Annotated in this window: 23 protein-coding genes and 1 pseudogene; 17 read left to right on the top strand and 7 right to left on the bottom strand. The window is 68.5% G+C overall.

What is annotated here, in order from left to right:
- Positions 1-61: 61 nt before the first annotated feature.
- A complete protein-coding gene (locus tag H3H36_RS11270; RefSeq protein ID WP_182217450.1) occupies positions 62-1,273 on the top strand; it encodes a M48 family metallopeptidase in 1,212 nt (403 codons plus the stop codon).
- A 124-nt stretch (positions 1,274-1,397) separates the two neighbouring features.
- Positions 1,398-2,009, top strand: coding sequence for a nicotinamide riboside transporter PnuC (gene pnuC, locus H3H36_RS11265; RefSeq protein ID WP_182217448.1), 612 nt, complete (start codon positions 1,398-1,400; stop codon positions 2,007-2,009).
- A gap of 21 nt (positions 2,010-2,030) precedes the next feature.
- Here pnuC and H3H36_RS11260 read toward each other — a convergent pair whose 3' ends face one another.
- Positions 2,031-3,032, bottom strand: coding sequence for a zinc-dependent alcohol dehydrogenase family protein (locus tag H3H36_RS11260; RefSeq protein ID WP_182217446.1), 1,002 nt, complete (start codon positions 3,030-3,032; stop codon positions 2,031-2,033).
- Between the two features lie 158 nt (positions 3,033-3,190).
- Between H3H36_RS11260 and H3H36_RS11255 the strand changes: the two genes are divergently transcribed.
- The gene (locus tag H3H36_RS11255) at positions 3,191-4,078 is read left to right on the top strand and encodes a LysR family transcriptional regulator (RefSeq protein WP_182217444.1); all 888 of its coding nucleotides are present in this window, start codon (positions 3,191-3,193) and stop codon (positions 4,076-4,078) included.
- A gap of 15 nt (positions 4,079-4,093) precedes the next feature.
- On the opposite strand, the gene H3H36_RS11250 is transcribed toward H3H36_RS11255, so the two are convergent.
- Together H3H36_RS11250 and H3H36_RS11245 are read right to left on the bottom strand one after the other, a co-directional pair.
- Complete coding sequence (locus H3H36_RS11250; protein ID WP_182217442.1) at positions 4,094-4,456, bottom strand: translation initiation factor Sui1; 363 nt, start codon at positions 4,454-4,456, stop codon at positions 4,094-4,096.
- Between the two features lie 101 nt (positions 4,457-4,557).
- Positions 4,558-5,358, bottom strand: coding sequence for a response regulator transcription factor (locus H3H36_RS11245; RefSeq protein ID WP_182217440.1), 801 nt, complete (start codon positions 5,356-5,358; stop codon positions 4,558-4,560).
- Positions 5,359-5,571: 213 nt separating this feature from the next.
- On the opposite strand from H3H36_RS11245, the gene H3H36_RS11240 reads away from it, so the two are divergent.
- Positions 5,572-6,063: a winged helix-turn-helix transcriptional regulator gene (locus H3H36_RS11240; RefSeq protein ID WP_182217438.1), complete on the top strand. Its 492-nt coding sequence runs from the start codon at positions 5,572-5,574 to the stop codon at positions 6,061-6,063.
- A gap of 107 nt (positions 6,064-6,170) precedes the next feature.
- Here H3H36_RS11240 and H3H36_RS11235 read toward each other — a convergent pair whose 3' ends face one another.
- The 3 genes from H3H36_RS11235 to H3H36_RS11225 are packed head-to-tail and all read right to left on the bottom strand — an operon-like array spanning position 6,171 to position 7,972.
- Entirely contained in the window at positions 6,171-7,094 is a 924-nt protein-coding gene (locus tag H3H36_RS11235) for an anti-sigma factor family protein (RefSeq protein WP_182217436.1), read from the bottom strand.
- Positions 7,091-7,597, bottom strand: a complete 507-nt coding sequence (locus tag H3H36_RS11230) for an RNA polymerase sigma factor (RefSeq protein ID WP_182217434.1) — start codon at positions 7,595-7,597, stop codon at positions 7,091-7,093. Before H3H36_RS11230 ends, H3H36_RS11235 begins: the two co-directional genes overlap by 4 nt.
- Positions 7,598-7,603: 6 nt before the next feature.
- Positions 7,604-7,972 carry a COG4315 family predicted lipoprotein gene (locus H3H36_RS11225; RefSeq protein WP_182217432.1) on the bottom strand — a complete coding sequence of 123 codons (369 nt, stop codon included), beginning with the start codon at positions 7,970-7,972 and terminating at the stop codon, positions 7,604-7,606.
- A gap of 165 nt (positions 7,973-8,137) precedes the next feature.
- Here H3H36_RS11225 and H3H36_RS11220 point away from each other — a divergent pair, with 165 nt between their 5' ends.
- The 9 genes from H3H36_RS11220 (at position 8,138) to H3H36_RS11180 (ending at position 20,132) form a co-directional block, all read left to right on the top strand.
- Positions 8,138-9,094: an AEC family transporter gene (locus H3H36_RS11220; protein ID WP_182217429.1), complete on the top strand. Its 957-nt coding sequence runs from the start codon at positions 8,138-8,140 to the stop codon at positions 9,092-9,094.
- A 214-nt stretch (positions 9,095-9,308) separates the two neighbouring features.
- Entirely contained in the window at positions 9,309-12,146 is a 2,838-nt protein-coding gene (locus H3H36_RS11215; RefSeq protein ID WP_182217427.1) for a sensor domain-containing diguanylate cyclase, read from the top strand.
- A gap of 240 nt (positions 12,147-12,386) precedes the next feature.
- Entirely contained in the window at positions 12,387-13,250 is an 864-nt protein-coding gene (locus H3H36_RS11210; protein ID WP_182217425.1) for an amino acid ABC transporter substrate-binding protein, read from the top strand.
- A gap of 118 nt (positions 13,251-13,368) precedes the next feature.
- On the top strand, positions 13,369-14,814 hold the full coding sequence (locus tag H3H36_RS11205) for a phytoene desaturase family protein (RefSeq protein WP_182217423.1): 1,446 nt from the start codon (positions 13,369-13,371) through the stop codon (positions 14,812-14,814).
- A 91-nt stretch (positions 14,815-14,905) separates the two neighbouring features.
- Positions 14,906-15,469: a DNA-3-methyladenine glycosylase I gene (locus H3H36_RS11200; RefSeq protein WP_182217421.1), complete on the top strand. Its 564-nt coding sequence runs from the start codon at positions 14,906-14,908 to the stop codon at positions 15,467-15,469.
- A gap of 50 nt (positions 15,470-15,519) precedes the next feature.
- Positions 15,520-17,151: an FAD-dependent 5-carboxymethylaminomethyl-2-thiouridine(34) oxidoreductase MnmC1 gene (gene mnmC1, locus H3H36_RS11195; RefSeq protein WP_229219862.1), complete on the top strand. Its 1,632-nt coding sequence runs from the start codon at positions 15,520-15,522 to the stop codon at positions 17,149-17,151.
- 175 nt (positions 17,152-17,326) lie between these two features.
- A complete protein-coding gene (locus H3H36_RS11190; RefSeq protein ID WP_182217662.1) occupies positions 17,327-18,067 on the top strand; it encodes a sensor histidine kinase in 741 nt (246 codons plus the stop codon).
- A 14-nt stretch (positions 18,068-18,081) separates the two neighbouring features.
- Complete coding sequence (locus H3H36_RS11185) at positions 18,082-19,776, top strand: response regulator (RefSeq protein ID WP_182217416.1); 1,695 nt, start codon at positions 18,082-18,084, stop codon at positions 19,774-19,776.
- 140 nt (positions 19,777-19,916) lie between these two features.
- Positions 19,917-20,132, top strand: coding sequence for a hypothetical protein (locus H3H36_RS11180; RefSeq protein WP_182217414.1), 216 nt, complete (start codon positions 19,917-19,919; stop codon positions 20,130-20,132).
- Between the two features lie 33 nt (positions 20,133-20,165).
- On the opposite strand, the gene H3H36_RS11175 is transcribed toward H3H36_RS11180, so the two are convergent.
- Complete coding sequence (locus tag H3H36_RS11175; protein WP_182217412.1) at positions 20,166-20,990, bottom strand: PhaM family polyhydroxyalkanoate granule multifunctional regulatory protein; 825 nt, start codon at positions 20,988-20,990, stop codon at positions 20,166-20,168.
- Positions 20,991-21,170: 180 nt separating this feature from the next.
- On the opposite strand from H3H36_RS11175, the gene H3H36_RS11170 reads away from it, so the two are divergent.
- From H3H36_RS11170 to H3H36_RS11155, 4 genes and pseudogenes are all read left to right on the top strand, one after another.
- Positions 21,171-22,370, top strand: coding sequence for a DUF3108 domain-containing protein (locus H3H36_RS11170; RefSeq protein ID WP_182217410.1), 1,200 nt, complete (start codon positions 21,171-21,173; stop codon positions 22,368-22,370).
- Positions 22,371-22,372: 2 nt separating this feature from the next.
- Positions 22,373-23,188 carry a DUF3108 domain-containing protein gene (locus H3H36_RS11165; protein WP_182217408.1) on the top strand — a complete coding sequence of 272 codons (816 nt, stop codon included), beginning with the start codon at positions 22,373-22,375 and terminating at the stop codon, positions 23,186-23,188.
- Positions 23,189-23,297: 109 nt separating this feature from the next.
- Positions 23,298-24,662, top strand: coding sequence for a hypothetical protein (locus H3H36_RS11160; protein WP_182217406.1), 1,365 nt, complete (start codon positions 23,298-23,300; stop codon positions 24,660-24,662).
- Positions 24,655-25,383 (top strand): annotated as a pseudogene (locus H3H36_RS11155) (hypothetical protein); the annotation flags it as partial. The gene H3H36_RS11160 and the pseudogene H3H36_RS11155, both read left to right, overlap by 8 nt.
- Positions 25,384-25,423 lie beyond the last annotated feature (40 nt).

Genomic DNA, 25,423 nt, shown 5'->3' with positions numbered 1-25,423 from the left:
ATTGTCTTTTTCGTAAATAATCAATTAAAATAGCCGTAAGGAAACTTTTTGAATATCCGCTATGGAATTAATCTACAAGAATGAAAAAGCACTGTTCGGCTGGATGCTGGCCATCTCCCTGCTGATCTGGCTGGGCCTCATCGTCGGCACGGTGGGGGGGGCGCTGGTGTATCTGCTGCTGTTTTTTGTCGCCTATTGCTTTGCCCAGTCGGCCCTGATTTCCTACCTGAAGGGGACGGCCGTCAAGATCACCTGGCAGCAGTTCCCGGACTTGAAGGAACGCATCGACCAGTGCTGCCAGCGGCTGGGCCTGGAGCAGGTGCCGGACGCCTACCTGTTGCAGATGGGCGGCGTGTTCAACGCCTTCGCCACCCGCTTCCTGGGCAGCAATTTCATCGTGCTGTATTCGGACGTGGTTGACGCGCTCGAAGCCAAGCCCGACGCGATCAACTTCTACATCGGCCATGAGCTGGGCCACATCAAGCGCAACCACCTGCGCTGGGCGGCGCTGCTGATGCCGGCCTCCCTCGTCCCGCTGCTGGGCGCGGCCTACGCGCGGGCCCGCGAGTACACCTGCGACCGCCACGGCTTCCATGCCTGCGACGACCTCAAGAGCGCCCAGCTGGGCCTGGCCGCGCTGGCGGCCGGCGGCAAGCGCTGGCGCCAGATGAACGTGGCCCATTATGCGGCACAGGCCGAGCAGACGTCCGGCTTCTGGATGTCGTTCCATGAGCTGGTCAGCGATTATCCCTGGCTGGTCAAGCGCATGGCCGTGATGCGGGGCCTGGCGCACGGCACCGAAGTCAGGCAGCCGGGCCGCAGCAAGCTGGCCTATGTGCTGGCCCTGTTCATCCCGCGCTTGGGCGTGGGCGGCGCCGGCGCGCTCGTTGCCGTGGTCGCCGTGGTGGGGATGCTGGCGGCCGTGGCCATTCCCGCCTACCAGGATTACACGTCCAAAGCGCGCCTGGCGCAGGCCGTGGTTGTGGGGCGCGCCGCCAGCGCCAAGGTGGAGCGCTACTTCTACGCCAATGGCAGCGGCCCGGCGTCGCTCGAGCAGGCCGGCTTCGCCCTGTCCGATCCCGGCCATGCCGTGCAGGACGTGCGCGTCAACCCGGACAATGGCGTGGTGCGGGTGTTCCCGGCCGATCCCGCCCTGCGTGGCAAGGCTATTGCGTTCACGCCCAGGCTCGATGAGAATAAGAAGGTCGCCTGGCATTGCGGCGGCGAGGACATCCCGCCGCAACTGCTGCCGCCCGACTGCCGCGGCGACTGAGCCGCCCATGGCGGCGCCGCCGTGGTAGTCGGCAGCGGCCGGCGCTGCCATGTCGCGCCGCGCCTGGCTGCGCTATGCACGGCGCCGGGGCACTCCCGTTGAACCCACCGCCAAGGAAGCCGTCTTGACCTCGCCATTGGAAATCGCCGCCAACGCGGTCATGACCGTCTCCATCTTCCTCGCCGGGCGCAACAACGTTCATTCGTGGTGGCTGGGCGCGCTTGGCTGCGCCATGTTCGCCACCCTGTTCTACCGCGTCAACCTGTACGCGGACGTGGCCTTGCAAGGGTTCTTCATCCTCACCTGCCTGGTCGGCTGGCTGCAGTGGCTGCGCGGCGGCGCGGGCGGCGCGCTGCCCATCACGCGCGTGCGCGCCGGCGCGCTGGGCGCCATGCTGCTGGCGGGCGTGGCGGCCACGGCCGGCTACGGCCTGCTGCTGCAGGCCTACACCAATGCCTACGCCCCGTTCATCGATTCGTCCGTGCTGGTGTTCAGCATCGTCGCCCAGCTGCTGCTGATGGGGCGGCGGCTGGAGAGCTGGCCGTTCTGGCTGCTGGTCAATACCATCTCCGTGCCCCTGTACGCCAGCCGCGGCCTGTACCTGACGGCCGTGCTGTATGCGGCCTACTGGATCAACGCGGTGGCCTCGTGGCTGTTCTGGCAGCGCCAGATGCGCCAGCACGCGGCGCTGGCGTTGGCCAGGCCCGCACCGGCGGCGCGGGCGGCCGGCTCCTGAGCGGCGCCCGCCCCATCGCGCCTACGCGATCTCCACCACCAGCTTGCCCCGTGCCGTGCCGTTCGCTGCCGCACGGTGGGCCTCGTTGACCGTCTCCAGCGTGTAGCGGGCCGGGTCCAGATGGACGGTGAGCTTGCCGGCCTCGATCAGTGCGGCTGCCTCGCGCAGGATGGCGCCGTGGTGGGCCCGCCCCTGGCCCGACAACAGCGGCAGCAAGGTGAATACGCCCGAATACGTCGCGGCGCGGAACGACAGTGGCGCCAGCGCATGGGTGCCCCAGCCCAGGCAGCTGACCACGTGGCCGTGGTACTGGCGCGCGGCGGCGAACGAGGCGTCCAGCGTGGCGCCGCCCACCGTGTCGTAGATGATGTCGAAGCCCGCGTCGTCGGTCAGCCGGGCCACGTATTGCGCCACCGTCTCGGCGCGATAGTCGATGGCGGTCGCGCCGTAGCTTTCGATGGCCTGACGCTGCTGCGCGCTGCCGGTGGCGACCACCCGCGCGCCCAGCGCGTGCGCGATTTGCACCGCGATATGGCCCACGCCGCCGGCGCCGCCATGCACCAGCACCGTCTGGCCGGCGCGGACCCGGGCCCGATCGACCAGCCCCTCCCACGCCGTGATGAAGACCAGCGGCAGGGCGGCCGCCTCGCGCATGGTGAGATTGCGGGGCTTGATGGCCAGCAGGCTGGCATCGACGGCCGCGTATTCGGCCAGCGAACCCTGGATGCCGCCCACGCCGCCCGTCATGCCAAACACTTCATCGCCGACGTTGAAGCCGTTGACGTTGGCGCCCACTGCCGCCACCACGCCGGCCAGGTCGATACCCAGCACGGCCGGTGGCGCCATGCGCGCATGGGCCGCCTGGCCGGCGGCGATCTTGAGGTCGAGCGGGTTGACGCCGCTGGCCTTGACTTGCACCAGCACCTGGCCGGGGCCGGCCTGCGGGCGCGCGATGTGTGTCAGCGTGAGTGGCTGGCCGTAGGTGTGCAGCACGGCCGCTTGCATCAGGGGGGAGGTGGACATGATGGGTTTCCTTTCCGGTGGTGGGATCGCCGGTTGGCTGATCGATAGGGCCAGTGTAGGCAAGCCCGGTTGCCGGAAAAACGGGGCGCGCCGCGTGACTGTATTGCGAAACCGTGGATAATCGTCGCCACGATCAGCGATCATGCGGAGGAGCAGGGATGGACAGGCTGGAGGCGCTCAGGGTGTTTTGCGCGGTGGTGGAGACGGGGGCGTTCGCGCGCGCCGCGCAGCGGCTGGGCGTGTCGACGTCCTCCGTCACCAACCAGGTGGCGGCGCTGGAAGCCCATTTCCAGGTGCGGCTGCTGAACCGCACCACGCGCAGCATGTCGCTCACGGACGAAGGGCGGCGCTGCTACGAGCATGCGTTGCGGCTGGTGGGCGACATGGGCGAGCTCGAAAGCAGCCTGCGCGAATCGGCGCAGACGCCCAGCGGCACGCTGCGCGTTGATATGGCGGGCATCCTGGCGCGCCTGTACCTGGCGCCGGCGTTGCCGCGTTTCCTGGCCGCGTATCCCGATCTGACGCTCAAGCTGACGGCGTCCGACCGCATGATCGACATGACCGAGGAAGGTGTCGATGTGCTGGTCAGGATAGGCACGCCGCAGGACACCGGCCTGGTGGCGAAAACAGTGGGCCGGACCGACTACGTGACCTGCGCCGCGCCGGAGTTCCTGCGCCGCCACGGCACGCCGTCCACGCCCGATGCACTGGCGGACTACGATTGCCTCAACTTCCTCTATCCGAAGTCGCGCCAGGTCCGTCCCTGGCTGTTCCAGCGCGAGGGCGCCGTGTTTCCCGCCACGCCATCGGGGCGGGTGGCGATGGACCACGTGGATACCCTGGTCGAGGCCGCGATGGCCGGCGCTGGCATCATCCAGCAGCTGTCCGTGTCGCTGCGCGAGCCGCTGCGCAGCGGTGCGCTGGTGCCGGTGCTGGCGCCATGGCAGGCGCCGGGGCCGGACATTTGCGTCATCTTCCCGCCGCGCCATTTGCGGGCCGCCAAGGTCAACGCGTTCGTGGCATTCGCGGCCCAGCTGTTCGGCTGACCGGCGCCGGTATTGCTAGCCGCCGGCGCGCTTGGGCTGGTGGCCGAGCTGGTGCAGCTTGGCCATGACCAGTTCGCAATGGTCGCCCTGGATTTCGATCACCCCATCCTTGACGGTGCCGCCGCTGCCGCAGGCCGTGCGCAATTGCTTGCCCAGCGCGGCGAGGGCGGCGGCGTCCAGCGCCACGCCCTTGACCAGGGTGACGCATTTGCCGCCGCGGCCCTTGGTCTGGCGCGACACGCGCACCACGCCGTCGCCCTGCGGCGCGGCGTGGGCGCTGGCCTGGCAGGTGCAGGCGGCCAGCGGTTGGCGGCAAGCGGGGCACATGCGGCCGCCGTCGGTGGAGTAGACCAGGCCACCGTTGGAACGTGATTTCATGGTGAGGACGCTTCGAATGGGTTGCGCAGGCCGGCAGGAAACCAGTCCTTCCGGCGCAGCGGAGTGGAGTGGAGTGGAATAAGGCAGACAGTATAGGCGCTTCAGGCGTCCGGCGCTTTTTTCTGCTGCATGGCCTGGCGATAGGCGCTGGGCGTGACGCCGTTGTGTTCGCGGAAGGCGGTGGCGAAATTGCCGGCGCTGTTGAAGCCAATTAACAACGCGATGTCCTGGACATCCATGTCGGACTCGCTCAACAGTTGCTGGCCGCGGCGCAAGCGTTGTTCGCGGATGTAGGCGAACACGGTCATGCCGGTCTGGGCGCGGAACGCTTGCGACAGTTTTTCACGGTAAGTGCCCACGGCGCGGGCGATCTCGGCCAGTGCCGGCACGTCGGCCAGGTTGTCGCCGATCAGGCGCTTGGCGGCCGCCACCAGCACGGCATCGGGATCGGACGGCGGCGCCGGCGCGGCGGTGGCCGGTTCGGGGGCGATCACCGGCGGATGGTTGCGCCGGGCCAGGTTCAGGTGGACCTGGATGCGCGCCGCCAGCTCGCCCGGCGAGAACGGCTTGGACACATAATCCACGCCGCCGATCGACAAGCCCATGATGCGTTCCTCGTCGGCGCCGGCGCCGCTGAGGAAGATGACGGGGATGTTGTGGGTGGCCGGATTGGCCTTGAGCAGGCGGCAGGCCGTGTAGCCATCCATATTGGGCATGCGCACGTCGAGCAGGATCAGGTCGGGCTGGTTGGCCAGCGCCAGTTGGTAGCCCTGCAAGCCGTTGAAGGCGACCGAGATCCGATAGGGCTGCTCGCTGAGCAAGTCCATCAGCATGCGCTGCTCGAACGCGGAATCATCCACGACGAGTATGTTGCGCATGGGCGGGGCGCTGGTCGGTTGCATGGGTGGTGGTCAGGTGCCTGTCGGGTGAGTAGCTAGCATGTGATGTTGCTTATTATGCCTATCTTTCTAAAAAATTTAATAGTTTTCTCCGCTTGCAAACGCGCAGTCGCTTGCAGCAAAAGCACGGTTTTTGTGAAAGGCCAATAATGGAATGGCGGCGCGGCACTGCGCCCTGTCATTCTCACCTGGACCGAAACTGCTACGGAGTCAATTATGAAACATACTGATTTTGGCCGCATGCCTTGCCCCATCGCCCGCAGCCTGGGCAAGGTCGGCGAGTGGTGGAGCATACTGATCCTGCGCGACGCGTTCTATGGCATGACGCGTTTCGATGAGTTCGAGAAGAGTCTGAAGATCGCCCCCAACATGCTCACGCGCCGCCTGGCCGGCCTGGTCGAAGGCGGCCTGATGGAGCGGCGCCAGTACAGCACCCGTCCCCCGCGCTACGAGTACGTGCTGACCAAGGCCGGGCGCGACTTCAAGCCCGTGCTGCTGGCCTTCATCGCCTGGGGCAACGACCACCTGGCGCCGGAAGGGGCCAGCCTGCTGGTGGTGAGCCGCGAAACGGGCAAGCCGGCCGACCAGGTGCTGGTGGACGCCAACAGCGGCCTGGCCATCAACGACGAGGACTACATGTTCGCGCCCGGCCCGGCCGCCAGCGAGGTGATGCGCTCGCGCCTGATCGAAGTGGGCAAGCACGCCTGACCCCGGCCTTGGGAAGCCGGTTCAACCTGACCATGGCGAGGCGTCACCACGAGGCCATGGGCTGATTGAAGCGACTTGCAGGGGGCAGCCCTTGTCGGGCCACTCCCTCAGCCGGGCGGCTCGAGCTGGGCGTAGACGGCGTCGGCCAGCCTGGCCAGCGCCGCCCGGTCCAGCGCGCCGGACAGGGCGTAGCCGTAGCGCCCGTCTATCCAGTAGAACACCCCGACCTGGCCTTCCTGCGCGAAGCGGAAGGCCGTGTCGCGGTTGTGGCGCTGTTCCGTTGACACATACAAGGTCAGGCGCCCGCCGCCAGCATTGTCATACATGAATTGCGCGACCGGGCCGCTCTGGCCCGGCAGCAAGCGTCCCCCCATCAATTCGTAGCCCAGCGCGCCCAGTTGCGGCGGATGCAGCGGTGCGCCCAGCCGCTTGGACAGCCACGTGACCAGGTGCTGCTGCTGGTCGGCGCCCACCTCCACCGGGTGGCGCAATTCGGGACTGTAGACGGCGTGCGCCACGGCCGCGCTGCGGGCCAGGGCCCGGCCTTCGGCCGTGGGCGGCACGTCCGCCGTCGCCAGCCGGGCGGCCGGGCTGGCGGCGACGCTGGCCGGACGGGCCGGCGCGGACGACGGCGCAGGTGCAGCGCGCCGCGCGCTGGCCAGCGCACTGGCGGGCGCCGCTCCCGGCGCGCCGCCCGGCGCCACGTCGTGCAGCCACCAGCCGGCCACGCCGCCGGCCAGGGTCAGGGCCAGCGTGGCCACGTGGCGCCAGGGGCCGTTGGCGGCCATGATGCCGCGCGCGGCGTGCCACAGCCGGCCATGCGGACGGGCCGCCAGCGCGGCCGGCACCGCTTCATCGAGCACCGGGTTGTAGCGCGCGCGCAGGGCCGCGTTGTGCTGGCGGTAGGCCTGCAGCCGGGCCGCCTCGTCCGGATGCAGGGCCAGGTAGGCGTCCACGGCCGCGCGGCGGGCGGGCGCCAGGCAGCCATCGACCCAGGCTTGCAGTTCGGCTTCGACGACGGGTGCGCTCATTTGATCACTTTCAGCGTGGCGGGCACGGGCTGGCCCTGCATTAACAGGCGCAGCCGTTCGCGCCCGCGCGACAGGCGCGACATCACCGTGCCCAGCGGGATGTCCAGCGTGGCCGCCGTTTCCTCGTAACTCAGTTCCTCCACCGCCACCAGGAGCAGCACGGCCCGCTGTTCGGGCGGCAGTTGTTGCAGGGCGGCGTCCAGGTCGCGCACGGCCAGGCGGTCGGAGGGCTGGGCCGGATCGGCCGGCTGCGGCACGTCCGGGTCCAGCGGCACGGTGGCCAGGCCGGGCTGGCGCAGGCGGTCCACATGCAGGTTGTGCATGATGGAAAACAGCCAGGCCCGCATGTCGCTGCCGCGGCGCCACGTGGCGAGCCGGTCCCAGCCGCGCGTGACCGTGTCCTGCACCAGGTCGTCGGCCGCGTCGCGCTCGCCCAGCAGCGCCCGCGCGTAGCGGCGCAGGCGCGGGATGCAGGCCACCAGGCGGGCGCCGTCGTCGTGCATGGGGGCTTAGTCCTTCACCACGTGCCAGATGGTCTTGAAGTTGTCGCCGTTGCGCTGGCCCGGCGCGTCCTTGCCGTACACGTACAACGGCTTGCCCTTATAGGCCAGCTGTTTGGCGCCGTCGTCGCGGGTGACGACGGAATACGGGGCGCTGACGCTGGCCGGCGCCGACACGGCCGGCCACAGCTCGGCGCAGGGGCCGTTGCAGACGCTCTTGCCGCTGTTGGCCACGTCCTTGTCGAAAGTGTAGACGGTCATGCCGGTGGCGGTGACGAGTACGCCATCCTTTTTCATCAGGACGTCGTCGGCCAGGGCGGCGCCCGACAGCAGCAGGGCGGCCACGGCGGCCAGGGTGGTGCGGGTGGTGGTGTGCATGATGGCTTCCTTGTTGTTGGTGAAGTGTGAGCGGACTTGCACTGACGTATACGAAGCGGCCCTGGCCTTTATTCCGGTCCATGGCAAATATATTGTAGCCGCCGTATCGCGCCTTGCCGGTTCCGTTTGCGTGGACGGGCCCGGCTGCGGCTACAATGGCGGGCCATGCTCGCCATCCTGTCCGTCACCTTTCCCTTTTTCGCGCTGGTGCTGTGCGGCTACCTGGCCGCCCGCCGCACGTTGCTGCCGCTGGCCGCCATTCCCGGCCTGAACGCCTTCGTGCTGTATTTCGCGCTGCCGTGCCTGCTGTTCCGCTTTGGCGCCGGCACCCCCATCGCCCGCCTGCTCGATGGCGGCGTGGCCGGCGTCTACCTGCTGGGGGCGCTGTTGATGGTGGGGCTGACCGTGGCCGTCACCCTGAGCCACCGCATCAGCTGGAACGACGCCGCCTTCGGCGCCCTGGTGGCGGCGTTTCCCAACACGGGCTTCATGGGCGTGCCGCTGCTGCTGGCGCTGCTGGGGCCGGCCTCGTCGGGGCCGGTGATCGTCACCATCGCCATCGACATGGTGATCACCAGTTCGCTGTGCATCGCCCTGTCGCGCGTGGGCAGCGGTCACGGCCGCGCTGCGTTGCGCAATGCGCTGCACGGCATGGTGCGCAACCCGCTGCCGTGGGCCATCGCGCTGGGGGCGCTGGCTTCGGCCGCCGGGCTGACCTTGCCGGGGCCGCTGATGCGCACCGTGGGCTTGCTGGCCGACGCGGCCTCGCCCGTGGCCCTGTTTACCATGGGCGCCGTGCTGGCCCGCTCCCAGATGAGCAGCGCGGCCGCCACCGACTGGCGCGACTACGTGCCGGTGGCGTTCAAGAAGCTGCTGCTGCATCCGCTGCTGATGCTGGGGCTGGGCCTGGGGGCGCGGGCGCTCGGCGTGCCGCTGGAACGGCAGGCGCTGGCCGTGATCGTGCTGGTGGCCTGCCTGCCCAGTGCCAGCAACGTGGCCATCCTGGCCGAGCGCTTCGGGGCCGACACGGGCCGCATCGCCCGCATCATCCTGGTCTCGACCGCGTTGTCATTCCTGTCATTCTCGGGGGCCGTGGCACTCGCGCGACACTGGCTGCAATAATTCTTAGAATAAATCTTCATTTCTTTCTGGAACTAAAATTGCCTTGCGAATCAATAGCTTGTGGCGTGGCCGCCATACGGGAGACGGCCAGGCCGCGGCGGGGCTGTCAAACTGTGGAATAATGCTGACGGACGTATACATGCGTTAGAGCAATAGCGCCGCGCCACCGGGACCCGGGGCGGGGCACGACAGGTGGGGGACGGAATTGGTGGACATGTTTGCGCTCGATCACGAGTTGGCGCAATGGGAAGCGGACTTGTCCGGCGCCCAGGGGCAGGTGCGGCTGGCGCTGCTGATGCGGCTGGCCTGGCACATGCGCCAGCGCGACCCCGTGCGCGCGGCCGCCTGGTCGGCTGAGGCGGCCGTCGGCCTGCACCAGCTGGCCGACGCCGAGCGCGCGCCGCTGGCCGCCCGCCTGCAACTGATCGATGCGGAAACCACCTGGCTGCGGGGCCAGCTGGACGGCGCCGAACGGCTGGCGCGCGCCGCGCTGGCCGCGCTGGAACAGGCGGCCGACCACGCGGGCCAGGCCGACGCGCTGTGGTTGCTGGCCTGGATCGCCACCGACCGTGGCGGCTCCGCGCAAGCCCGGACCTGCCTGGAGCAGGCCGCCGCCGCGGCCCGCGCCGGCGGCGACGCCACGCGCCTGGACGTGATCGAGGCGGCCACCGCCATCACCACCGTGTTCGCCGACTGGCAAAGCACCAGCGCCCGCTGGGCCGGCCGCTTCGACGGGGCGCTGGACGGCAAGCCGGTGGCGGCCGCCGGCTGGATCAACGATTATTTCGGCACCTGCGCCTACCAGGCCTGCGACTTCGGGCGCGCCATCGGCCACCTGATGCGGGCCTACGAGGCCACGCTGGCTACCGGCCAGCTGCGGCGCGCCATCATCGTGGCCACCAACATCGGCAACGCCTTCACCAGCCTGAACGCGCACGAGGCGGCGCTGGAATGGATGCAGCGCGGGCTGGACCTGGCCCGCCCCACGGGCTGGCCCATGAGCGTGGGCCTGTGCCTGATGCAGACCGGCGAGACGCTGCGCCACCTGGGCCAGCGCGAAGCGGCCCAGCATCTGCTGCGCGAGGCGCTGCACACGCTGGCGCCCTTGTCCGGTTCACGGGCCTACGCCGTGGCGCTCGAATACCAGGGCGACCTGGCGCTGGACCTGGGCAACTACCCGGCCGCGCTGGAGAGCTTTTCCCGGCTGGCCGAGCGCGGCGACGCGCTGTGCCAGTCCGACTTCCAGAGCAGCGCCCGGCGCGGCCAGGCGCACGCCCTGTCGCAGCTGGGCCGTCCGGCCGACGCCGTGGCCGCCGCCGACGCCGCGCTGGCACTGGCGCGCGAGCATGGCGACGCGTCCAACCAGATCGCCGCGCTCGACGTACTGGCCCGCATCCACGCGCGCCACGCGCTGCCCGACCCGCAACCGATGAACGCGGCCAACGCCGTGCTGCACTACCTGCAACTGGCGCTGGGCATCGCCGCCACCATCGATGGCTACATCGTGCCCGGCCCCTTGCTGGACGCGGCCGCGCGCGAGTACGCGGCCACCGGCGACCATGCGCGCGCCTACGAGATCGCGCTGCAGGCCAGCGCCGCGCGCGAGCGCATCCACAACCAGCAGGCCACCAACCGCGCCATCGCCATGCAGGTGCAGTACCAGACCGAGCGCGCCCAGACCGAGGGCGAGCATCATCGCCAGCTGGCGGCGGCCGAGGCGCAGCGGGCCGAGGTGCTGCAACAGACCAGCGCCACGCTGGAACACCTGAGCGCCATCGGCCAGGAGATCACGGCCCACCTGGACGCGGCGGCCGTGTTCGGGGCGCTGGACCGCCACGTCCATGGCCTGCTCGACGCCACCCACTTCTCCGTGTTCCTGCTGGAGCCGGACGGCCAGACGCTGAGCTGCGTGTTCGGCGTGGAGGCGGGCCAGCCGCTGCCGGCCATGCGGGTGCCGCTGTCGGAGCCGGGCGCCAATTCCGCGCGCTGCGTGCGCGAGCGGCGCGAGATCCTGGTCGAGATCGAGGATGCGCAAGCGACCCCCAACCTGATCCCCGGCACCTTGCCCACCTTGAGCCTGCTGTTCGCGCCGCTGCGCGTGGGCGAGCGCGTGCTGGGCGTGATGACGGTGCAGTCGCTGCAGGCGCACGCCTACGGCGAACGGGAACGGCTGATCTTCCGCACCTTGTGCGCCTATGGCGCCATCGCGCTCGACAACGCGGCGGCCTACCGCCAGGTGGCGGCCACGCTCAAGACCCTGAGCGCGACCCAGGAGCAGCTGCTGGAAAAGAACCTGGAACTGGAGCGGGCCTACAAGGCGCTCGAGGACGTGAGCCTGACGGACCAGCTGACGGGCTTGCGCAACCGCCGCTTCTTCCTGCAGAACGTGGACGCCGACGTGGCCATGAGCTTGCGCGGCTACGACCAGCCGGCGCACCGCGCGCCCACGGAATGCGAGCTGCTGGCGCCCAAGGACCTGGTGTTCTTCATGGTCGACCTGGATCATTTCAAGGAAGTAAACGACCAGTACGGCCATGCGGCCGGCGACGCGGTGCTGGTGCAGATGCAGGAGCGGCTGCGCGAAGTATTCCGCGAATCCGATTACCTGGTGCGCTGGGGCGGCGAGGAATTCCTCGTGCTGGCGCGCGCCACCCACCGCGACGAGGCCCGGGTGGTGGCCGAACGCATGCGCCGCGCCGTGGCCGAACGCGACTTCGAGCTGCCGGACGGCACCCGGCTGGCGCGCACCTGCTCGATCGGCTTCGCCTGCTATCCCTTCCTGCCATCGCAACCGCGGCTGCTGCCGTGGCCGCAGGTGGTGGAGCTGGCCGACCAGGGCCTGTACATCGCCAAGCGTTCCGGGCGCAACGCCTGGGCCGCGCTGTACAGCACGGAAGGATCGCGCCCGGACGGCCTGTTCCCGCGCCTGATGCACAACCTGGACCAGGCCGTGGCCGAGGGCGAGGTGCGCCTGTTGAGCAGCCTGGCCGGCCCGCTGGTACTGGGCGGCGAACGGCGCCGCGTGGGCTTGTCGAGCGACCTGGAATCCTGAGCGGGCGCCGGCCTGGTGCGGCTGCCGCAGATGCCATGCGCGGCACGCTATTCCAACTACTCATAGCCGCCGGCGCCGCATCGTCCAGTTTTTCAGACCGGCACGCTGTCCTTTTCGCCGCTGGCGAGATAATCCGTCGTAAAAACAAGGGCTTGTAAAATGGTGCCGGCCCGCCCGGCGCTGGCATGCCGCTTGCAGTCTCTGCGTGTTTCACGTCGCAATGACAAGAGGAGACGAACCATGCGAAGCGATAAAGTACGGGTGCTGGCGATTGCGCTGGCGGGCATGATGGCCAACGCGGTGGCGGCCGAAACGGGCGGGCAGCTCAAGCTGGCCAAGCCGGGCACGATCACGATAGGCTACCGGGACGCGTCCCAGCCGTTCTCGTTCGCCGGCGCCCAGCATCAGCCGGCCGGCTACACCATCGACCTGTGCGGCGCCGTCATCGACGCCATCCGCAAGGAACTGGGCCAGCCGGACTTGAAAGTGAGCTACGTGCCCGTGTCGTCCAGCGACCGGATCGCGAAAGTGAAGGAGGGCGCCATCGACCTGGAATGCGGCTCGACGTCGGTCACGGCGCAGCGGGCGACGGAAGTGGCGTTCTCCACGCCCATTTTCTACTCCGATACCAAGGTCATGGTGCGTGCCGATGCCGGCATCCGGAACATCGCCGACCTGAAAGACAAGCGCGTGATCGTCAACCAGGGGGCGTCTGGCGCGCCGGCGCTGGCCAAGGCTGACCTGGACCAGGGCTTGCACATCCAGTTCGTCAAGTCGCACGACAACGTGGAGTCGTTCGGCGCGCTGCAGCAAAAGAAGGTGGACGCCTTTGTCCACGACGATGTGCAGCTGGCGCAGCTGGCAGCCACCGCCAGCAATCCCAAAGGCTTCGTGCTGCTCAAGGAGTCGCTGGCCAGCGACCCGATCGCCATCATGCTGCGCAAGGATAACAAGCCGCTGCAACAGCTGGTCGATGCCACGTTGACCAAGCTGAGCGCCTCGGGCGAATTCACCAAGATCTACAGCAAGTGGTTCCTCACCCCCACCTTCAAATTCCCCATGAGCGACAGCTTGAAGCGGGAGCTGAAAAACCCGGGCAAATAAGACCGGCCAGGGCAGGCCGGCGCCGGCGGCCTGCAATGTTGTCAAAAAAGTGATAGATTGTGTGCCGCCACGGCCGATCTGATCTTTTCGCGCGGCCGGGCTGTTACCAGGAGCGCGCATGAAGACGAAAACGGTCGCCGTGATCGGCGCGGGCGTGGCCGGGCTGGCCGCCGGCATCCACCTGGCCCAACGCGGCCTCGAAGTGACCGTGTACGAGCGCGCCGAGCGCGCGGGCGGTTGCTGCACCACCACGGAGCTTGACGGCTACCAGTTCAACGACGGCGCCATGTACCTGGCCATCCCCGGCATCCTCGACGTGGGCTTCGCGCGGCTGGGCATGGACCGTGCCGCGCTGCTGCCGCTGCGCCAGATCGAGCGCATGCAGACCTCCACGTTCGACGACGGCAGCGCCATCACTTTTGGCGTTGGCGGCGCGCTGGCCACGCAAGGCCCCGGCCTCGATGGCCGCGCCGACGCGCTGCGGGCGGAGCTGGCGCAACTGGCGGCCCGCTGGCGCGAACTGTATGACGTGCTGACGGGTGAAATCATCGTGCGGCCGTTATCCGTGCCGCGCCTGCTGGCGGCCACCTGGCGCCATTTGCCCAAGCTGGCCGGCACCGTGGGCAAGGAACTGGGGCGTCACATCGCCGATCCCAAGCTGCGCGCCGCGTTGGCCAACGTCACCTTGTACACGGGGCTGGCGCCGGAGCGCACGCCGGCGTTCCAGATGGTGGGCACGATGGCCATGCTGCTCGACCAGTTCTACCTGCCGGTGGCCGGCATGGGCGCCATCCCGGCCGTGCTGGAACAGCGCCTGCTGGCGCTGGGCGGCAAGCTCGTTTGCGGCACGCAGGTGACATCCATCGACGTGGCGCATGGCCGCGCCGCCGCGTTGCAGGTGCAAGGCAGTGGCGCCGTACCGTACGACGCCATCGTTTCCACCGTCAGCGGCATGCACACTTTCGCTTCGCTGCTGAACCCGGCCGACGTGCCCGCCGCCATGCGCAGGAAGACGCAGCGCGCGCCGCTGTCGCAGCGGGCCGTGTCGGTGCAGTTCGGGCTGCGCAACCGCATCGATGGTGTCAGCCATTTCAATTACCGCACGCCGCTGATGGAGCAGCAGCACCGCTTCCTCGATGCCGGCGACATGGCCTGCCTGGCCTACACCGTGCCCACCGTCACCGCGCCCGGCCTGGCGTCCGGTGGCGGCAGCATCATCGAAGTGTACCCGTCCATCGACCAGTCGCTGGCGCCTGACGCGTGGACTGATGCGCGCAGCGAGCAAGTGGCGCAGGCCGCGCAGCAAGCCCTGGCGGCGCTGCATCCGCTGGACGTGGCCGTGCGCCGCGTGCGTTCGCCGCGCGACTTCCGCGACCAGATGTTCCTGTATGAGGGCGCGGTCTACGGTTTGTCGCCGGCCGCCGACAGCCGCGCCCAGTATCCGCACGCCACGCCCATTCCCGGCCTGTACCAGGCGGGCCAGACGTCGTATCCGGGCTTCGGCGTGAGCACGTCGCTGCTGTCGGGGATCTTCGCGGCCGAGCAGTTGCTGGCGCGCGCCTGAGCCATGATCCGGCGCCGGTACGGCATGGCCCAAATAATTTATACTGACCGCCCTTAGCGCCTGAGCGCCTGAAGCGCCTGAATTTGCCGCCATGACTGTTACCCGCTGCCGCTGGGCCAACCCGGCCAATCCCCGCTACCTCGATTACCACGACCATGAATGGGGCGTGCCTTGCCACGACGAGTTGCGCCTGTTCGAAATGCTGAACCTGGAAGGGGCGCAGGCGGGACTGAGCTGGGAAACCATCCTCAACAAGCGCGACAGCTACCGGGCCGCGTTCGACAACTGGGACGCGGAAAAGATCGCCGCCTACGACGAGGCCAAGGTTGCGCTGCTGCTGGCCGATCCCGGCATCGTGCGCAACCGCCTGAAGGTGGCCGCCGCCATCAGCAACGCGCGCGCCTACCTGCGCCTGCGCGCGGAGGGCGGCTCGCTTGACAGCCTGCTGTGGGATTACGTCGATGGCCAACCCATCGTCAACGCCGAGCAGCCACGGCCCAGCAAGACGGCCCTGTCCGACCGCATCTCCAAGGACCTGGCCAAGCGCGGCTTCAAGTTCGTCGGCTCGACCATCATCTACGCCTACATGCAAGGCATCGGCATGGTGGATGACCACGACCCAAGCTGCTTCCGCCACGCGGCGCACCATTCATGAGCGCGCGCCACGTCGTCCTCGCGACGGATTTTGGTGATGGCGCCCACTTCATGGCAACGTGGGCCGCCAGCATGGGCGAACTGCACTACCTCGCCATCGCGCCGTCCCCGCCGCAAGCATCGGACATCGCCGACCCGCAACTGCGCGCCTTGTGGCAGCTGCCCATGCCCGGCATGCACCGCATCGTGCTCGATGGCGGCCGCGTCACGCTCGATCTGATGGTAGGGACGGTGCAAGCCATGCTGCCGCAGATCGTGGCGCGGGTACACGCATTTCACCTGCCGGCCGCCGTTGGCGAGCAGCCGCCCGCGCGCACGCTGGCCCGTGCACTGGCCAGCCTGGCCGCACCGGGCGCCACGCTGCAGGCGCAGGCGCCCGATGAGGCGCTGGTGTGGGCGCTGACGGCGGCCGGTTTTTCCTGCAAGGTCGCAGCGGCGACGCGGGACCATGCCGTGCCCGATATTGAAGCGCGGTTCGCCAGCGGCCGTCCGCAGCCGCCGGCGCTGCCGGAACCCGTGCGGCGCGCCATCGTCATCGGTGCCGGCGTGGCCGGTTCGGCCGCCTGCCACCGCCTGTGCGCGCGCGGCTGGGAGGTGACGCTGATCGAACGCCACGATGGCCCGGCGCAGGAAGCGTCGGGCAACCATGCCGGCATCTTCATGCCACTGCTGTCGAAGGACGACAACATCCCCACCCGCCTGACCCGCACCGCCTACCTGTTCGCGCTGCGCGAATGGCAGCGCATGGGCGGCGTGGGACAGGTGTTCCGGGGCGCCAGCTGCGGCGTGCTGCAACTGGCGCGCGACGCCAACCACGCGCGCGTGCAGCGCGAGGTGGTGGAGCAGGGCGGCTATCCGCCGGAATTCGTGCGCTGGCTCGATGCGCCGGCCGCCAGCGCCTTGCTTGGTTCGGCCACGCCGCATGGCGGCTGGCTGTTCGGGCAGGGTGGCTGGGCGCGTCCCTCGTCGCTGTGCCAGGCCATGCTGGACGCTTGCGGTGAACGCTTGCATCGCGTGTTTCATGCCGAGGCGCTCACGCTGGCGCACGTGGATGGCGAATGGCAGGTGCGCGCGGCCGATGGCGCGCTGCTGGCGCAAGCGCCGACGCTGATCCTGGCCAATGGCACGGGCGCCACGCGGCTGGCGCAGGCGGCCGAGTTGCCGCTGTCGGCCTTGCGTGGCCAGGTCACGCACCTGGCGGCCGAGCGCGTGCCGCCGCAGTCGCTGGTGGTGTGCCGCGAAGCGTATGTGACGCCGCCGTCGGACGGCGTGGTGTGCGCCGGCGCCACCTACGGCACCGACGATGAGCGCGCGCTGCGTGCGTCCTGCCAGCAGGAGAACCTCACGCGGCTGGCCGAGATTCTCGACGGCGTGCGGGTGGACGACGCGCCGCTGGCGGGCCGGGTCGGCTTCCGCTGCGCCGCGCCGGACCGGCTGCCGCTGGCCGGCGCGCTGCCCGACTATGCATCGGCCGGCCGTCTCGAGCAGTTGAGCGACGTGCCGCGCCATCCGGGCCTGTACTGCCTGCTCGGCTACGCGTCGCGCGGCATCATCTGGGCGCCGCTGATGGCCGAGCTGCTGGTGTCGCAACTGGAGGGCACGCCGCTGCCGGTGGAAGCCACGCTGGCCGAGGCCATCGACCCGGGCCGCTTCCTGCTCAAGCAGCGCCGCCGCAGCCAGTAGTGCGAGCGCTGCACCGCCAGTCCTGCGCGCTGGCGCGGGCAAGCGTTGCATCCGCGCCAACTTGGCTATTGCTCCAGCGCAATTCCACGCGATTGCACTTGTCAGCAGGATATAATTCAACTCCAACGATGCGGGCACCAAGGGCGCCGCGTGGCCCCTTCTGGAGAGCTGAATGATGGATGACCAAGCGGGTGCGCCCGAGCTGTTTTTGTTCCTGGCCTCGACCGTGCACGACATGAAAAACTCGATCGGTGTGCTCAGCGGCACGCTGGAGCAGTTGCTGTCGGCCGGGCCTGCGCCCACCGCCGCCGTCGTCCCCGCGACGGACGCCGATCCCGCCGAACCCACGCCCTACAGCCAGATGGCGCACATGCTGTACCAGACGCGCCGCCTGAACGATAACCTGATCCAGCTGCTGGCCCTGTACAAGGAAGTGGGCAAGCCCGGTTACCCGTTCGACCCGGCGCCGCAGCAGATCAGCGAGCTGGTCGAACAGGTGGCGTCGCAGGCGCGCATCCTGCTCAAGTCGCGTGGCATCACGCTGGAACTCGATTACGCGCCCGAGCTGATCTGGAGCTTCGATGAAGACCTCGTGATCGGCGTGCTGGTGCACGCCATCAACAACGCCATCCGCTACACGCGCGACCGCGTGCGCCTGGCCATCCGCGTCGATGGCGACGAGCTGGAACTGCGGGTCGAGGACAACGGCGACGGCTTCCCGCCCGCCATGCTGGAGGCGGGCGCCGCGCCGATGGAACAAAGCCGCGTCAACTTCCTCACCAACAGCAGCGGCCTGGGGCTGTACTTCTCGCGCGAAGTGGCGCGCATGCACAAGCATCGCCAGCGCAGCGGCAGCATCGCGCTGTCGAACGGCGGCACGCTGGGCGGCGGCTGCTTCGTCCTGCGCTTGCCTTAGGAACCCCACATACCATGACCAGCGCCGCCCTCCATCCCGCCGCCATCGATGCCGTCGACTGGGCTGAAAAACGCTACCTGCTGGTGGACGACTTTGTCGGCATCCGCCAGCTGCTGCGCGAATCGCTGCGCAACCTGGGCGCCAAGCATATCGACCAGGCGGCCAGCGGCGGCGAGGCCATGGTGTTGCTGGCCAAGACCCGCTACGACGTGGTGCTGTGCGATTACAACCTCGGCGAGGGCAAGAACGGCCAGCAGGTGCTGGAGGAAGCCCGCATCAAGCACCTGATGCTGCCCAGCAGCGTGTGGCTGATGGTGTCGGCCGAGAAGAGCGTGGAGTCGGTGATGGGCGCGGCCGAGCACCAGCCGGACGCTTACATCATCAAGCCCATCACGGAAGGCGTGCTGCTGACCCGTCTGAACCGCGTGTGGCACAAGAAGCAGATCTTCCGCGACATCGACCAGGCTTTCGGCGACAAGGATTTCCTGCGCGCGGCCCGGCTGTGCGACCAGCAGATCGCCCACAACAAGCTGCACGAGATTGACCTGCTGCGCATGAAGGCCACGTTGCTGCTCAAGGCCGGCGAGCCGGAACAGGCGCGCGCCGTGTACGAGAAAGTGCTCGAAGGGCGCGAATATAACTGGGCCCGCACGGGGCTGGGCAAGATCCGCATGAACAACGGCGAGCTGGAAGCGGCGCGCCAGATGTTCCAGGGCGTGATCGCGGAAAACCGTTTCTACATCGACGCGTTCGACCAGCTGGCGCAAGCCTACCAGCGCATGGGCAAGACGGAGGAAGCGTGCGACGTGCTGGAAAAGGCGGCCAAGCTGTCACCCAATTCCGTGCCGCGCCAGCGCAGCCTGGGCGTGGCCGCGCTCAAGCTGGGCAACATTCCGCTGGCCGAGCGCGCGTTCCGCAAGTGCATCGAGATCGGCGAATATTCCATCCTCAAGACGGTGGACGCGTATTTCGGCCTGGCCCGCGTGTACGGCCAGAAGAACGATACCAAGGAGGCGCTGCGGCTGCTGAACTCCGCGCTGCAGCAGTTCTCGGGCGACCATGTGAACCTGCGCGCCAAGATCACGGAAGGCCTGGTCTATCACGAGAGCGGCGATTACCGGCGCGCCCGTAAATCCGGCGACGAACTGGAACAGATGCTGGTCGAGGAAAAGCTGCGCCCCGACGTGCCCACCTGCATGGAGATGGCCACCTTGCTGTTCGCAGTCGGCGTGAAGGAAGCGCCGGTGGACCTGCTGTGCTACGTGGCCCGCAACAACGACGACAATGAGCCGCTGCTGGACGATATTCAGAAAGTGTTCGACAAGGCGCGCATGGGCGAGGAGGGTGAGGCCCTCATCAAGTCCTCGCGCAAGGAAGCGGCCGACATGATGAACAAGGGCGTGATCCTGTGGAAGACGGGCAAGCTGGATGAAGCCGTCGAATGGATGCGCGAGGCGCGCCTGGCGCTGCCCAACAACATGCGTATCCTGTTCAATTCAGCCCAGATCATCATCTCCCACCTGCAGCAGAAGGGTTACTCGCACGAGCTGTCGGAGGAGGCTATCGGCGTGCTGATGCATGTCGATCACATCGCGCCGGGCCAGCAGCGTTTCGCCCAGCTGATGGAGCAACTGGCCCTGCTGGCGCCGGCCCCCGTGGCCGCGCTGGACGCCGTGGCCGAGGCCCTGGAGCAGACCTCATCCGAGTGATGGATGGACGCAACGGTGGCCACGCGCGCGCGCTTGTTTCCCACCGATCAAATGATTACACTGAAAATCCGGCGCGGCCCGCAGCCCCTGCGGCTGGTCCGCGCCCTATGATAAGCACCAGCCAAGAGAAGGGCACACCCATGCGCGATATCGCCAAAGAAGTTTATGACAAAATGAAAATCGGCGGTACGGCCTGGATCCGGCCCGTGACCGCCAAGGGCGACACGCTGGACAGCTTCCAAGGCGCGCTTGACAACGCGAAGCGGCTGGCCGAAGAAGGCTTGATCAATATCGAGAAAGTGCAGCGCCAGGCGGATGGCCTGATCGAAGCCATCCGCATCCTGCGCCTGTCCTGATAGCGGCGGCGCGCGCCGCCGGTGCACCAGACTTTATTCCGCCGACGATGGCTTGGCGGCCGGCTTGGCCTTGGCCGCGCGTGGTTTGGCGGCCGCCTTGGCCGGTGTCTTGGCCGATGCGGGCTTGGCCGCTTCCGCCGCAGATGCCGTTTTTGGTTTGGCGGCGGCCGTCGCTGCCGTGGCGGCATTGGCTGCCGATTTTGCCACCGAGGTGGCGGCCGCCGTGGCCGCCGCCGCCATCTTGCCGGCGCTCGTCATCGCCTCCGGCCCCAGCGTGCTGGAGACGGCCTGCTTGAACTGGTCCTGCAGCAGATTCCACCACACGGCCGGATTGGCCATTTGGGCGGCCGCGTCGGCGTTCGGGCTGGCGGCCGGCTTGGCGGTACTGCCCATGGTTGCCGCCGTGTTGGCTGATGCCGCGCTGGCAGCCGGCGCGGCCGGCGTTGGCGCAGCGGCGGGCGCTGGCGGGGTTTCCTTCACGGGCGCCTTGGCCGGCATCGCGGCCTGCGCCTGCTGGAAGAACACGGACGCATACGGCACCGTGTCGAGCAGTGACTTGGCGTCGCCGCCGCCCTGGTTGACGGCTGCCGCCATGCTGGCGCCCACCGACTTGAGCGTGGCGATGGTGCCGCGCTGCACTTCCAGCGCCTGGATACTGCCGCGCAGCATGCTCATGTTCAGGTTCAGCCACGTTTCCACGGCCTTCAAGTCATTGATTTTTTTGTCCAGTTCATCCACGGACAGGGTCGGCGCCGTCAGGCCCGGCACGCTCATGCTGCCCCACAGGTTCTTGACGAAATCGAGGGTGTCCGTCATGACTGCAGCACCGGGGATGTTGGGCATTTGAGGGTTCGACATGGCTGGTTTCTCCTGTGAGTGAACGTTTAGCGTAGCAGATATCGCAAGGGCGTTCAAAAGGTTTTGACAACATTCGCGCCCTGATTGACGCGCCGTCTTGACGCGCCGTCTTGACGCGCCGGCGCATGGCGCGCCGCGCGCTGTCAGCGGAGCAGGGCGCAGACACGTTAAACTAGCGCCATGACGATCGCCACCTTCCTCCGCCCACGCCGCCGCTGGTTGCTGCTGGGCGCCGCCACCGTGGCGCTGCACTACCTGACCATAGCCTGGGTCGGCACCCAGCTCGGCCAGCACGAAGCGCGCCGCCGGCCGCCGCCGTCGCTGGTCACGGCCCAGCTGCACCTGGCCTTGCCGCAGCATCGCGAGGCTGCGCCGTTGCCGGAATTGCAGCCGTTGAGCGCACCGGCCCCCAAGCCCGCGCCCAAGCCGGCCCGCCGGCCCGCGCCGCCGCCGCCGGCCCCGGAACCTGCGCCCGCACCTACTCCCGCACCTGCGCCCGAACCGGCGCCGCCCGTGGCCGACAGCAACGCCCTGTCCGCGTCCGCTGGCCAGGCCCAGGCCGGCGCCGACAGCGCGCCGGCCGCCACCCAGCCGCAAGCGGGCGCTGACCAGGCCACGCCGGGCGCGGCCCCGGCCCCCACGGCCCAGACCAGCGACGCGCCACCGGCCCCGCCCGTGCAGGCGCCGGGCCAGGGCATGCGCCGCTACAAGGTCAACCTGCCGCCATCGGCCGATTTCCTGCTCGACGTGCGCCGGGTGGACGCCAACGGCACCAAATGGACGGGCGAGGCGGCCATGAAGTGGCATACTGACGGCGGCAGCTACACCTTGTCGGTGGAAGCGGGCATCAGCATGCTGATCACCCGCCTCAATTTGCTGGTGTTGACCAGCACCGGCACCATCGACGATTTCGGCATCGCGCCCGTCACGGCGACCGAGAAGCGCAGCGGCCGCTCGCAAACGGCCACCCACTTCAACCGCGACGAGGGCACCATCACGTTCTCCGCGTCCGAACGCAGCTACCCGCTGCTGGTGGGGGCGCAGGACAAGGCCACGGTGCCGTTCCAGCTGGGCGCCATCGGCCGGGCCGACCCCAACCAGTTCGGCACCGATATCGACATCCTGGTGGGCGAGGACAAGGAAGCGAACATCTTCCGCTTCCAGCTGGTGGGCGAGGAGGAGCTGGAAACGGGGCTGGGCAAGCTGCAGACCTGGCACCTGACCCGCCCGCCCAAGCCAGGCACGTATTCATCGCGGCTGGACGTCTGGCTGGCGCCATCGCAGTACTGGTATCCGGTCCAGATCCGCAACACGGAAGCGAGCGGCGCGCTGACCACGCAGACCGTCTCCAGAATCACCATAACCAATTCGGGAAAATGACCATGACAACTTCGAACACCACGGCGGCGCTGCTGCTGGCGGCCGCCGTGCTGGCGGCGCCGCTGCCGGCGCCGGCCGCCCAGCGCCGGCAGGCCGCGGCCACCGGCGCGGACGCGACCAGCACCACGGCCGCCGCCGCCAGCGAGCACCCCAGCGTGCGCCGCGCCTTCAGTCTGCCGCCATCGGCCCAGCTGCGCTACACGATCCAGGCCCGCCAGCGCAGTCTGCCCATCTCGGGCGATGCCGTGGTGGCGTGGCAGACGGGCGAGGGCAAGTACAGCATCAGCACGGAAAGCCACGCTGTCATCTTCGGCAAGATCCTCGAGAATCGCAGCGAAGGGCTGGTGGACGGCTATGGCCTGGCGCCCGTCACGTTCTACCAGAAGCGCTTCCGCAAGGACCCCAGCACCACTACCTTCAAGCGCGACAGCAAGACCATCGTGTTCACCGAGGGCGACGACAGCTACCCGCTCAAGGGCGGGGAGCAGGACCGCACCAGCGCCCCGTGGCAGCTGCTGGCCCAGGCCAGGGCCAACCCGGAGCGCTTCAAGCCCGGTACGGAGTGGGCCTATTTCGTGGCCGGCTCGCACGACGCCGAACCGTGGGTGTTCAAGGTGGTCAACCAGGAAACCGTGCACACGGGCCAGGGCGACGTGAACGCGCTGCACCTGGTCAAGGCGCCGCCGCCGGACGCCCAGGGCCAGCAGGTGGACCTGTGGCTGGCGCCATCGCTGGAGTGGTATCCGGTGCGCATCCGCTTCGCCGACGCGGACGGCGACTTCGTCGATCAGACGCTGGACAAGATCAGCAGGAAATAGCCGCCGTGCCTGATATACTGACGCCCCCGCGATGACGATGACGGGCCCGCGAGGGTGGATTCTGTTGTCATCTTAATCATCATCGAGAAGACACAGAATGATAGAAATAATGGCAAATGCGGCCGCGGCCGCGGAAGCACCGGGCAGCGGCCAAGAGCACCAGGACACGCTGCAAGCCCATTTCCAGCCCAACGTATCGGCCGACGAGATCGAACAGGTCTACCACCTCAAGCGCGCGCAACCGCTGCTGCAGGTGTTCACGGCCCTGTTCCACGGCGGCTTCGACGGCGTGCTGGTGCGCCTTCTGGTGCTGCGCGAACTGGCGTCCGACACGGCCACGTCGGCGTTTTCGCGCGCCGACATCAACACCCGGCTGGCCTACCTGCTGCCCGAAAGCCTGGAAACGGTGCTGATGCGCCTGCGCTCGAACCAGCTCCTGGCCTGGGACGCCCAGCAAGCCGTGTACCGCGTCACGCCCATGGCCCGCAACGTGCTGTCGGCCATCGACGGCCTGCTGGCGCTGGGCCAGAACGAGGACGAGGCGGAAATGGGTTTCCTGCTGTCGCAGGTGGCCGGCGCCCAGGCCGTGGGCGGGGTCACCGTCGAGCAGCTCCAGCACCTGCTGGGCCGGCTGGTCGAACTGACCGAGGAATTCGCCGACGCCATCGCCTCCGGTTCCGAATTCCGCCTGCGCGCCTCGCAGGCCAAGTGGCACATGGCCTGCGACTGGGTCGAGAAGGGCTCCGAGATCCTGCGCGCCATCACGTCCGACGAGAACGCGGACAGCGCCACCCATAAAGCGGCGCAGGCCATCGGCCGCGCCCAGAGCGCGCTGCTCAACATGCAGGGCATGTTCTCGCGCGCCCTGAACCAGATCGAACGCCAGCGCGTGCACCTGGGCCAGTCCGGCCTGTCGACCACCGACATCAAGCGCTGGCTGCTGCAACATGAAGACCTGGCCTCGCTGGCCGACGGCGCCATCGACCAGCCGGTCGTGCCGCTGTTTATCACGCCGGCCGAAATGATCGACGTGGCCGAGACCGAGCTGCTGTCGGACCGCGTGTCCGGCACGGCGCCGGGCGGCCTGCCGGCCGGCCAGGATGCACCCACCACCATCAACGACACACCCGCCATGCAAAAAGAACTGGATGACTGGCTGGCGCGCCTGTCCGACTTCGCCGCGCTGGGCAATTTCCCCAGCATCGCGGAGGAAGCGCCGAAATCGATTCCGATCCAGGATTCGCTGCTGCCGGCCACCTTCGCCGTGGCCTCGTACCGCGCCTCGCTGCTGCCGCTGCTGGGCGACGCCTCCGAAGCCAGCCTGCAAGGCGCCACGGCCGAACTGGCCCGCCTGCCCGTGACCTTCACCCCGTCCGACGAAATGATCGAACTGCCCGACCTGCACGTGGCGGCCATGTCGCTGGCCACGCTGTCCCTCTCCCTCGATCCGCAAGGCGACAAGACCGATGAATGACGATGCACAAATCCTGATCGCGCGCCTGCTCACGCACCAGACCCTGCGCCGCGACGACAAGCTGGTCAAGCGCGTGCTGTCGGATGAATTGTTCCGCGCCGAAGTGGACGCGCGCCTGCTGGCCACCGGCCTCAAGCTGCTCGACAACGTGTACGCCGATCACGTCACGCTGGCCCTGACGCGCGCCATCGAGCCGAAGATCTTCGGCGCGCGCGACGTCTGGCAGAACAACAACTTCGGCCTGTCGCGCGACGGCGTGGCCTTGCTGGTGGTGCTGTGGGCGCAGATCATCCTGCCCAAGCGCGAGCGCCAGGAAACCCACCAGCACGCCGAGGACGACCAGAACGACATGTTCGGCGTGGAGAAGCCCTTGCCGCGCGCCGAGGATACATCGATCGGCATCGCCTACAAGGCGCTGCTGGCCGACTTCGGCGACAAGCTGGGCAAGAAGACCCGCCTCGACATGAACCTGGGCATCCTGGCCAAGCTGGGCTTCATCGAACGGCGCGGCGACGTGATCGTGGAAGGCCCGCTGCTGGACCTCTTGATGGACACCGACCTGCTCAAGGAACGCATCATCAACGGCGCGCTGGCCGACGTGTTCAAGCGCGCCCCGGCCCAGATCATCCCCGTGCCGCGCGCCACGCCGCCGCTGGCCGTGGACGAGGCGCCGGCCGCGCCGGCCGACGAGGAGCCGGAACCGGCCTTCGAGGTGCCCGCGTTCGAAGTGGCCGACGCCATCCACCGCGAGGCGCTGCCCG

It is taken from the genome of Rugamonas fusca, from assembly GCF_014042365.1.
Taxonomy (GTDB): Bacteria; Pseudomonadota; Gammaproteobacteria; order Burkholderiales; family Burkholderiaceae_D; genus Rugamonas; species Rugamonas fusca.
The sequence above is the reverse complement of the archived record's forward strand: the minus strand, read 5'-3'. Positions and strand labels throughout refer to the sequence as shown.